At 73.0% G+C, this 8,000-nt stretch carries 7 protein-coding genes; 1 reads left to right on the top strand and 6 read right to left on the bottom strand.

The features are described from left to right. Window positions 1–201 precede the first annotated feature (201 nt). The 3 genes from NHG27_RS02390 to NHG27_RS02380 all read right to left on the bottom strand — a co-directional run bounded on the left by NHG27_RS02390 (window position 202) and on the right by NHG27_RS02380 (window position 1,776). Window positions 202–744 (bottom strand): NUDIX hydrolase, encoded by a 543-nt coding sequence (locus NHG27_RS02390; RefSeq protein ID WP_321575328.1) that lies wholly within the window; start codon window positions 742–744, stop codon window positions 202–204. Window positions 745–871: 127 nt separating this feature from the next. Then, complete coding sequence (locus tag NHG27_RS02385) at window positions 872–1,429, bottom strand: hypothetical protein (RefSeq protein ID WP_497014615.1); 558 nt, start codon at window positions 1,427–1,429, stop codon at window positions 872–874. Then, window positions 1,426–1,776, bottom strand: coding sequence for a hypothetical protein (locus NHG27_RS02380; RefSeq protein ID WP_497014614.1), 351 nt, complete (start codon window positions 1,774–1,776; stop codon window positions 1,426–1,428). The genes NHG27_RS02385 and NHG27_RS02380 overlap by 4 nt, the downstream gene beginning before the upstream one ends. Window positions 1,777–1,963: 187 nt before the next feature. Between NHG27_RS02380 and NHG27_RS02375 the strand changes: the two genes are divergently transcribed. Further along, entirely contained in the window at window positions 1,964–3,328 is a 1,365-nt protein-coding gene (locus tag NHG27_RS02375) for an MFS transporter (RefSeq protein WP_321575327.1), read from the top strand. An 88-nt stretch (window positions 3,329–3,416) separates the two neighbouring features. Here NHG27_RS02375 and NHG27_RS02370 read toward each other — a convergent pair whose 3' ends face one another. The 3 genes from NHG27_RS02370 to NHG27_RS02360 form a co-directional block, all read right to left on the bottom strand. Next, on the bottom strand, window positions 3,417–5,234 hold the full coding sequence (locus NHG27_RS02370; protein ID WP_497014613.1) for an acetyl/propionyl/methylcrotonyl-CoA carboxylase subunit alpha: 1,818 nt from the start codon (window positions 5,232–5,234) through the stop codon (window positions 3,417–3,419). Window positions 5,235–5,524: 290 nt separating this feature from the next. Next, window positions 5,525–6,244: a Maf family protein gene (locus tag NHG27_RS02365; RefSeq protein ID WP_497014612.1), complete on the bottom strand. Its 720-nt coding sequence runs from the start codon at window positions 6,242–6,244 to the stop codon at window positions 5,525–5,527. Beyond that, complete coding sequence (locus NHG27_RS02360) at window positions 6,241–7,995, bottom strand: DUF885 domain-containing protein (protein ID WP_497014611.1); 1,755 nt, start codon at window positions 7,993–7,995, stop codon at window positions 6,241–6,243. Before NHG27_RS02360 ends, NHG27_RS02365 begins: the two co-directional genes overlap by 4 nt. Window positions 7,996–8,000 lie beyond the last annotated feature (5 nt).

Genomic DNA, 8,000 nt, shown 5'->3' with positions numbered 1-8,000 from the left:
ACGAGAGACCTCCGTTGGTCAGAGCCGGGTTCCTAGACAGCTCCCACTCGACACGGAGGTCTCTCTTCACGTCAACAACGGTCCTGGTCAGTACAGCTAGGGCCCGGGCAGGACCTGACACGACGGCCCGTGACCACACCCGCAGGTGCGGGCGGTCGCGGGCCGTCGTCGGCCGGGCCCGGGTGCCCCGCGCGCACGGCGTCACGTGCGCTCGGCGAACCGCCCCAGGAGCTCGGGCCACGCGTCCCGGAACGCTCCCAGCAGGGGGAGCGACGGGACGTCCTCGACCGCGACCCACGCGATCTCCAGGCTCTCCGCGTCGGTCGCACGAGCCTCGAGATGTGCACCGGGCACGACCTCCGCGAGCACGGTCGTGTACCGCCAGGGCCCGTGGTCGAGCACCCGCTCGCCCACGACGGCCACGAGCGTCGGGTCGACGCCCGCCTCCTCTCCTGCCTCGCGCAACGCACCCTGCTCGGGCGTCTCGTCGGGGTGGATCGCGCCGCCCGGCACACCCCACGTGCCGCCCTGGTCGCTCCACGGCGCGCGGTGCTGGAGCAGCACGTGGCCCACACGACCGTCCTGGCCTCGCCGCGCGACGAGCAGCCCAGCCGCACCGGCCAGCCCCCAGTGCCGCCGCCCGCAGGTGCACTCGACCCAGCCGTCGCCGGGCTGGAGGTGTCGGGGCGCGCGCGGGGCGTCGTCGGGCGAGAGGGGCGGGGTGGGTTCGGTCGGGATCGTCACGGTCCCACCCTGCCACCCTCAGGGGACCAGGACAGCGCAGCTCCCTGCCGGCGCCACGGAGAACGGGTCGGTGCCGTCGTCGCGGGTGCCGTCGCGACCAGGGCGGTGGGGGCGAGCGACGGTCCCTTCACTCGCGGAACGCGTTCTTCGGATCCGCGTCGCACTCGGTGACCCGTGGATCCTCCGCGGGGACGATGCCGGGGTCGGCGAGGACGTCGTCCGCGTCGACGCTCTCGTCGAGCACGTCGGCCCGCTGGAGACAGTCGACCAGCAGAACCGTGCGGTCCTCGTTCTGCGGGTTCTCCCGCAGCTCGTAGTAGAACGGTTCGACGAAGCCCAGGTTCTCGTCCTGGCACCGCGTGAAGACGGCGTCGGCCGCGGCCTCCTGCCCGTCCTGGATGCCCTCCATCCGGGTGCCGTCGGCCTCGAGGAGGAGCGTGTACCCCTCGTCCTCGACGCACGCCTTGAACCTGTTGCGCGCCTCGGAGTACTCGGCATCGGTGATCTCGTAGTCCTCGAGGACGCTGCGCTGGAACCCGGTCGTCGTCGTCATCGCCTGATCGAAGTCGGCCTGGAAGGGGCTCCGAGGTGCGTCCTCGCCGGCAGCGCACCCCGTGAGCACGATGACCAGCGCGGCGACCCCGATCGAGACGAGGGTGCTGCGACGGTTGTCGTGCCTGCTCACGCGAACCGCATCCAGCCGCTCGTCTCGGTGAAGCCGGGGACCTCGTAGTACCCCCGAGCCTCCACGCGGACGACGGTGAGCGGGGACAAGACCGACGGCGACGTCGAGCTCCCGGACTTGAGGGTGCCTGCCGCGTAGCCGATGGTGCCCCCCGCTGACCGGTACACGATGCGCGGCTGCGCCTTGGTGCAGTGGACCGAGGAGGTCTTGGCCTGCGGGTACGGGTAGCTCGCCTCGAACCCGCAGTAGCTCATGCTCATCCAGACGGCACCGGCCGGAGGGGCGACGACCTGCAACCCGCCCGCCACCAGCGCGACCGTGACCAACATCCTGAGAGTCTTCTTCATCGTGCGTTCCCCCTCCTCGGACCGTCGCCGATCAGCGACGGTTGGCGGGGAGAACATATCGGCTGAACGGGACAGCTGCAACGGATCGCCGGCGTCCGGGCCGGCGCGGTCCGGCGCCCGGGGCAGGTGGCTCCGGCGCGCACGAATTGCCTGGACGCGCGCCTTCCCGCGCCCGCACCATGGACCGGTGAGCCATCCCGAGCCGAACGCCGTGTCCGACCCGACCGCTGAGGATGTCGCCGCCGATCCCGCCGATCCCGTAGGGCCGTCCGCCACCGGCGCCACCGGCGCCACCGGCGACATTGACGACATTAACGACAAGCCGCGCTGGCGTCGTGACGCCACGATCTTCCTGGGTGGGCAGACCGTCTCGCTGTTCGGGTCGATGCTCGTGCAGTACGCGATCATGTGGCACCTGACGCTCGAGACGAAGTCCGGGTCGGTGCTGGCGCTCGCCACGGTCTTCGGGTTCCTGCCGCAGGCGGTGGTGTCGATCTTCGGCGGGGTCTGGGCCGACCGGCTGAACCGCAAGGTCCTGATCATCGCGGCGGACGCCTCGATCGCCGTGACGACGCTCGCGCTCGCGCTGTTCATGCTCTCCGGGACCGACGACCTGTGGCTCGTCTACGCCGCCCTCGCGATCCGCTCGGCCGGCGCCGGGATCCAGATGCCCGCGGTGTCCTCGCTCCTGCCGCAGCTCGTGCCCACGAGCCGGCTCATGCGGGTCAACGGGATCAACGGCTCGATCCAGTCGGCCATGACGTTGCTGGCTCCCGCCGTCGCGGCGGCCGTCTACGCGAGCTCGTCGATCGTCGCGATCTTCTTCGTCGATGTCGTCACGGCCGTGATCGGCATCGGGCTCCTGGCGATGATCCCCGTGACCAAGGTGCTGCGCACCGACGTGGCGGAGGGCGAGCAGGTCGGGTACTTCGACGACCTCGTCGGCGGACTGCGCTACCTGCGGGGCCACACGTTCGTCCGGTGGGTCCTGGGCCTCTACGCGGTCGTGTTCCTGCTGATCGTCGCCCCTTCCTACCTCACGCCGCTCATGGTCGTGCGGACGTTCGGCGACGAGGTCTGGAAGCTCACGGCCAACGAGCTCGCGTTCTCCGCCGGGGCGATCGTGGGAGGCGTGCTGCTCGCGACGTGGGGCGGGCTGCGGAACCGGGTCGCGATGATCGTCGGTGCCACGTTCGTGTTCGGCGTGCTGTCCGTCGGCCTGGGCCTCTCGACGAACATGTGGGTCTTCTTCGCCTTCATGTTCCTGCTCGGCGTCGCGGTGCCGGCCTTCGCGACGACCTCGATGACGGTCCTGCAGGAGACGGTCGAGCCGGACCGCCAGGGGCGGGTCTTCGGCTTCGTCGGGATCGTCATGGCGCTCGCGATGCCGCTCGGCATGCTGATCTTCGGTCCGCTCGCGGACCGGTTCTCGGTCGAGTCGCTCCTCGTCGTGTCGGGGGCGCTCATGTTCCTGGTGATCGCGGTCGCGGTGCTGGTCCCCTCGGGCCGTCGGGCGATGCACGCGGCCGACGCGCACAGCACCACCGGGTAGCGCCCGGGAGACGCCGAACCCGAGGTCCGTCAGGCTACCCGTGGGGGATGCCTGACGGACCTCGGGCTCGGCACCGGTCGGAGAGGGGTCAGTCGACGATCTCGCAGATCGCGGTGCCCGAGCTCACGCTCGCGCCGACCCCGGCCGTCAGGCCCGTGACCCGGCCTGCGCGGTGCGCCACGAGCGGCTGCTCCATCTTCATGGCCTCGAGGACCACGACCAGGTCGCCCTCGGCGACCACCGCGCCCTCCGACACGGCGACCTTGACGATCGTGCCCTGCATGGGCGACGCGAGCGTCGTGCCGTTGCCGTTGCCCGGCTGCGGGGCCGAGCGGCGAGAGGGGCGGCGCGCGGCGTTGGCCGAGCGGGCGCGCCCCGCGGCCATGCCGAGCCCTGCGGGCAGCACGACCTCGAGCCGCTTGCCGCCTACCTCGACCACGACGCGCTCGGTCGCGGGGGCTTCGTCCTCCTCGGGCGACTGCGCGGGGGTGGCGGGCGCGAGGCCCTTGAGCTCGTCCACGAACGCGGTCTCGATCCAGCGCGTGTGGACGCGGAACGTCGACCCGTCGGCCGGGACGAAGTCCTCGGCGTCGAGCACGGCCCGGTGGAACGGCAGGACGGTCGGGATGCCCTCGACCACGGTCTCGCGCAGCGCACGGCGGGCTCGTTCGACGGCTTCGCGGCGCGTGGCACCCGTGACGATGATCTTGGCGATCATCGAGTCGAAGGCGCCCGAGATCACGTCGCCCTCGGTCACGCCGCTGTCGACGCGCACGCCGGGCCCGCTCGGGAAGTGCAGGCGCGTGATGCGTCCCGGTGCGGGCAGGAAGTTCGCGGCCGGGTCCTCGCCGTTGATGCGGAACTCGATCGAGTGGCCTCGCGTGGCCACCGACGTGTAGCCGAGCGGCTCTCCCGCGGCGATGCGCAGCTGCTCGCGCACGAGGTCGATGCCCGAGACCTCCTCGGTGACGGGGTGCTCGACCTGCAGGCGCGTGTTGACCTCGAGGAACGAGATGGTGCCGTCGGCGCCGACGAGGAACTCGCACGTCCCGGCGCCGACGTAGCCCGCCTCGCGCAGGATGGCCTCGGAGGCCTTGTAGAGCTCGGCGCGCTGCTCGTCCGTGAGGAACGGCGCGGGGGCCTCCTCGACGAGCTTCTGGTGGCGGCGCTGGAGCGAGCAGTCGCGCGTCGAGACGACGACGACCGTCCCGTGCTCGTCCGCCAGGCACTGGGTCTCGACGTGGCGCGGGGTGTCGAGGTACCGCTCGACGAAGCACTCGCCGCGGCCGAACGCGGCCGTGGCCTCGCGGACCGCGGAGTCGAACATCTCGTCGATCTCGTCGACCGTGCGCGCGACCTTGAGGCCGCGGCCCCCGCCGCCGAAGGCCGCCTTGATCGCGATGGGCATCCCGTGCTCCGCGGCGAACGCGTGGACCTCGGTCGCGTCGGCGACGGGGTCGGCGGTGCCGGGCACCAGCGGGGCGCCCGCGCGGTGGGCGATGTGCCGCGCGCTGACCTTGTCACCGAGCGCGTCGATCGCGGCGGGCGGAGGGCCGATCCAGACGAGGCCCGCGTCGATGACGGCCTGGGCGAACCCGGCGTTCTCCGCGAGGAAGCCGTAGCCGGGGTGCACCGCGTCGGCGCCCGCGCGGCGGGCGACGTCGAGCAGCTTGGCGATGTCGAGGTAGGTGTCCGCGGCGCGGGTGCCGCCGAGCGCGAAGGCCTCGTCGGCGAGGCGGACGTGCAGGGCTTCTCGGTCGGAGTCGGCGTACACGGCGACCGACGCGATCGAGGCGTCGGCGCAGGCGCGCGCGATGCGCACCGCGATCTCGCCGCGGTTGGCGATGAGAACCTTCGACAGGCGTCGGGTCGGGCTGGTCGCGGGGTTCGTGGAGTTCTCGGGCACGGCTCACGGTAGCGCGTCGGGCGCCCTGGGTTCACGCTCCGACCACCGGTACCGGACAAGATTGGAGATCAGGCCAAGGCTCACCGGGGTCGTTTGTAGGAACCCTCCATGGTCGGCGGGGTGCAGCGGGCCGGAGCGCGTCAGGGTTGTACGCCCCCGACAAGCGGGCGGCCCGCCGCGCTCTCCTGCCGCCCCGCCGGAGCGCGGGGGTGGGGGAGCGGGCGGGCCGTCGTCGGGCCGGGCTCTCACGGGCCCCGAGCGGGCCCGGGGGTGCCCGGCGGGTCAGGACGTCAGGACCAGAGGTCCGTCCAGGTGACGCCGATCTCGCCGAGCAGCTCGCGCACGAGCGGCAGGCTGATCCCGACCACGCCGTGGTGGTCGCCCTCGATGCTCTCGACGAACGCGCCGCCGAGGCCGTCGACCGTGAACGCCCCGGCGACCGCGAGCGGTTCGCCCGTGGCGACGTAGGCCGCGATCTCGGCGTCGCTCAGGTCGGCGAAGTGGACGGTCGTGGAGCTCGTCGCCCCGAGGGTCGCCCCGCTGCCGCCGTCCTGCGGGTCGCGCAGGTCGACGACCCAGTGGCCGGTGTGGAGCACCCCGGCCTTGCCGCGCATCGCGCGCCAGCGCTCGGTGGCTTCGGCGGCGTCCCGGGGCTTGCCGTGGACGGCTCCGGCGAACTCGAGCATGGAGTCGCACCCGACGACGACGGGCGAGACCTCCTCCGGCCCGACGCCGTCGCCCGCCTCGTCGCGCTCGCGCGCCTCGCGCGTGACGACCTGGGCGACCTCCTCGGCCTTGGCCTGGGCGAGGACGAGCACGGCGTCGGCGGGGTCGAGGGCGCCGAACCGGGCGGCAGCCGCTTCGAGGACGGCGTCCTCGTCGAGGCCCGAGACCCGGACCTCGGGCGTGACGCCCGCCGAGCGCAGGGTCGCGAGGCGCGCCGGCGACCGCGAGGCCAGGAGGAGGCGGAGCGTCGGGGAGGTCGTCGTCCCTGCCGCGTCTGCGCTCACTGGAGCGCCTCGCGCAGCACGTCGAGGCCGACCGAGCCGAGGTTCAGGGCGCGCTCGTGGAACGCCTTGACGTCGAACTCCTCGCCGCGGGCCTCGGCTGCCGCGCGGGCGGCGTCGCGCGTCTGCTCCCACAGGCGCTGACCCACCTTGTACGACGGGGCCTGGCCGGGCCACCCGAGGTAGCGGTTGAGCTCGAAGCGCACGAACGACTCGTCCATGTTGACGTTGGCCTTGAGGAACTCCCAGGCCTTGTCGGCGTCCCAGCGGGGGTCCTCGGAGCCGCCGCGCCACTCCTCGGGCGCGTCGAGCCCCAGGTGCACCCCGATGTCGAGCACCACGCGAGCCGCGCGCATGCGCTGCCCGTCGAGCATCCCGAGCCGGTCGCCCGGGTCGTCGAGGTAGCCGAGGTCGGCCATGAGACGCTCGGCGTACAGGGCCCAGCCCTCACCGTGCCCCGAGACCCAGCACGCGAGGCGGCGCCAGGAGTTGAGCGTGTCGCGCGCGGCGACGGCCTGGCCGCACTGCAGGTGGTGGCCCGGGACGCCCTCGTGGTAGACGGTCGTCTTCTCGCGCCACGTGTTGAACTCGGTGACGCCCGGGGGGACGGACCACCACATGCGCCCGGGGCGCGAGAAGTCGTCGCTCGGGGGCGTGTAGTAGATCCCGCCGGTCTGGGTCGGGGCGATCATGCACTCGAGGTCCAGGACCGGGGTGGGGATGTCGAAGTGCACGCCGTCGAGGGCGGCGATCGCGGCGTCGGACGTCTCCTGCATCCAGGCGCGCAGCGCGTCGGTGCCGTCCAGCTTGCGGCTCGGGTCGGCGTCGAGGAGCGCGACGGCCTCCTCGACCGTGGCGCCGGGCCCGGCGATCTGGGCGGCGATGGCCTCCTGCTCGGCGACGACGCGCGCGAGCTCCTCGAGGCCCCAGCGGTAGGTCTCCTCGAGGTCGACCTCGGCGCCGAGGAAGGCGCGCGAGGCGCGGGCGTAGCGCTCGCGCCCCACGCCGTCGGCCGTGGGCGCCTGCGGGGCGAGGTCGTTCTCGAGGAAGTCCGCGAGCCGTGCGTAGGCGGCCAGGGCGCCGGCGGCGCCGAGCTCGAGCTCCTTGCGGACCAGGGAGCACGCCGAGGACTCGTCGAGGACGGCCGCGGCGGCCTCGCCCCGGACGAGCTCGACGAAGAACGAGGTCTCGGGGTCGGCGAGCTCGCGGGCCTGCTTGACGCCCTCGCGGACCTGGCGGACCGCTGCGACGTTGCCGCGCGCCGCTGCGGCGGTCAGCGACGCGATGTAGCCGTCCATGGCGCCGGGCAGGGCCACGAGACGGGACGCGACGTTCTCCCAGGCCTCGATCGTGCCCGTGGGCATGAGGTCGAACACGTCGCGCAGCTCCTGGAGCGGCGAGGCGATGTTGTTGAGCATCGCGAGGTCCTCGCCGGCGTCGTGCAGCTCGAGCGCGAGCCCGATGCGCTCGCGCATCGCGGCGAGCGTGACGCGGTCGACGTCGTCGACGGGCTCGGCGTCCGCGAGCTGGGCCAGCACGGCCCGGTCCGCGGCCGCGAGGGCCTCGTACCCGGCGGGCGACAGGTCGGTCATGAGGTGGTCGTAGCCCGTGAGTCCCATGGCCGTGGCGGTGAGCGGGTTCAGGTCGGCGACGGTGCGCACGTACGCGTCGGCGATCGCGTCGATCGCCGAGGGTGTGCGGGGGGTCCGGGTGCTGGGGGTGCCGGGTTCGGCCGGCGACGTGGGTGAGGTCACCCGGT

This window comes from Oerskovia sp. 140933, from assembly GCF_059651515.1.
This window is presented reverse-complemented; position numbering and strand designations above follow the sequence as displayed.

What these genes read in the sequence shown, in the direction of transcription:
- NHG27_RS02380 (WP_497014614.1), bottom strand. Translation starts at nt 1,776, where the DNA reads ATGAAGAAGACTCTCAGGATGTTGGTCACGGTCGCGCTGGTGGCGGGC.